Raw genomic sequence first — 2,122 nt, 5'->3', positions numbered from 1 at the left:
GGACACCACCGACCCAATGGATGATGAGGACGATCTCGGAGGTTCCATCATCGAGATCGGCAACCACTTCATTGATGAGCGTCCGCACGATGCGCTTCTTCAGCCTTGCATCGGTTGTCGGCGCCGTCCAGACGGCGCGGAGGTTCCCCGCAAGTGCGGCTACCTGGGATGCGGACATGGGGATCGGCTGCGGCGCAACCGTCCGATGTTTGGCAATCTTAGCTTCGATCTCGCCGGCGCGAGCGAGCGCCTTGTTCCAGCGTGCTTCGAGCTCCGACGTCACCAGCCTGTTCTCCGGATCAGCCGCGTCGTATTGCCGGAATGCCCGGTCGGCTGCATAGCGCGCTGCCTCGAGGTCGCGCAGCAGCGCTTCCTGAACCTGGTCGCGTTGGCTGGCCATACGGCGTTCCGCCTCGATGGCGGCGGCAATAGCTCCTGGTTCGACCACCCCGAGCAGCGCCTCCTCGATCGCATCATCGACCCGCAGACCGCCGAAGGCGATGCAACGTGGTTCGCCGTTGTCGAGCAACCCTCGCCAACAGGAATAGCGCGGGATGTTATGGTTGGCTCCTGTGTAACGAACCGTCAGCTTCCGACCGCACCTTTTGCAGCGGAAAAGGCCGGCAAGCAGAGCGTCGCCATGCTTCGGCGCTCCATGATGGCGACTGGCCGGTACATTGTCGCTGACCATCTTGCGGATCTCCTCCGCCCGTTCCCAACTGACGTAACCTTCGTGTGCATCCGGGATCAGCGCCAACCATTCATCACGCGCCTTGCGGCGAATTCCAGATCGGCCACCGTATCCCGGTACGGAACGACTCTTACCATAAGCATAAGCGCCGCCGTAGATCGGGTTCGCAATCATCCGGTGGATGGTCGCATAGTTGGGTCTGCGCCAGATGACATCACCGTCCGCGCGCCTGACCGGCAAATCCAACCCGTGTTCGAGGAACCATAGGAGCGCCTGCCGTGCACTGCCAAGTTCGGCGACTTTGTTGAAGACCAACGCAATGGCGTCCTGGATGCGCCGGTCGGGATCTTTCTCGATCCTGTCACCGACCTTCAAAAAGCCGACCGGGACCGTGACGACAAGCTCTCCGCGGCGTGCCTTCTCGTAGCGGGCGGAAAGGGAACGCTGACGTAAGAGATCGAGCTCATACTCGTTGAGGCTGCCCTTCAAACCCAAGAGCAGCCGGTCATTGCCCTGGCGTGGTGCGTAGACCGCTTCCTGGTCGATCAGAACGGTATCAACGACGCGGCACATCTCGATGAGCTGCTGCCAATCGCGGCTGTTGCGGGCAAAACGCGATACCTCGCGTGCCGCTACCGCCCCCACCTTGCCAAGGCAGACCTCGGCGACCATCCGGTCAAAACCAGCGCGGGTTACACCACCGGCGGCCGAACGACCAAGATCGTCATCCACCGTCTCAATGCGCGACCAACCAAGTGCCGTCAGGCGATCGCGCATGGCGTATTGAAGGGTACTGCTTTCGCGATTGTGCAGAACCTGGTGAGCCGAGGACTGCCGAACATAGAGAATAGCCTTCCGCTCCAGATGGTGCGGCCCGATCTTCTCATGCATCATGACCGGCCTCCTTCTGCTGGGAGGCGCGCCCGCAGTTTGCGTGATCGACGAACAGCCGCACGATGAGAACCGTCAGCGCCTGGCGGGTTTCCTCCGGCAACTCCGGCCATTGCGGCATGCCTGTGGTCATCCCCCTCTGCGGAGCCGAAAACAGATCGAACTGGTATGTCATGGACTGGCGAGGCATGGACATCTCTCCGACTCGTTTCGTGAGAGACCAATGCTGCGCCCATTACCGCAGATTGCGATGAGGCGCCGGCGTCTTCCAGTAACTTTGCCAAAGCATGCAGGCTCGCGAGATCGACGTGCGGAACCGGCAGATTGCGCCAATATCCGCTCACGGAGCGGTCGAACATCCATGCTGGGACTTCAAGAAGCCGATCAGAAGAAACACCAGAAAGGCTGCAGCGGAAAATGTCCGTACCTTTAGCCAGCGCCTCATGGACATGCACGAGCTGACCGCACCAAGGATGCCACGGATATAAAAGCTCGCGAACCTCCGTCCCGTGGGTGTTCTGCCGTCGTGTTGTATAACGA

Annotated in this window: 2 protein-coding genes; both read right to left on the bottom strand. The window is 60.8% G+C overall.

Going from position 1 to position 2,122, the window contains the following annotated elements; genetic code table 11:
- A partial coding sequence (locus tag FHX15_RS30735; protein WP_184402087.1) for a recombinase family protein occupies positions 1–1,585 on the bottom strand: 1,585 nt, incomplete at its 3' end.
- Entirely contained in the window at positions 1,575–1,772 is a 198-nt protein-coding gene (locus tag FHX15_RS30730) for a hypothetical protein (RefSeq protein ID WP_007792581.1), read from the bottom strand. The genes FHX15_RS30730 and FHX15_RS30735, both read right to left, overlap by 11 nt.
- Between the last annotated feature and the right edge of the window lie 350 nt (positions 1,773–2,122).

It is taken from the genome of Rhizobium sp. BK650 (assembly GCF_014195325.1).
GTDB lineage: Bacteria > Pseudomonadota > Alphaproteobacteria > Rhizobiales > Rhizobiaceae > Rhizobium.
The sequence above is the reverse complement of the archived record's forward strand: the minus strand, read 5'-3'. Positions and strand labels throughout refer to the sequence as shown.

Bases quoted from the DNA above. Each gene is read 5' to 3' on its own strand.
- FHX15_RS30730 (WP_007792581.1), bottom strand. From the start codon at position 1,772: ATGCCTCGCCAGTCCATGACATACCAGTTCGATCTGTTTTCGGCTCCG.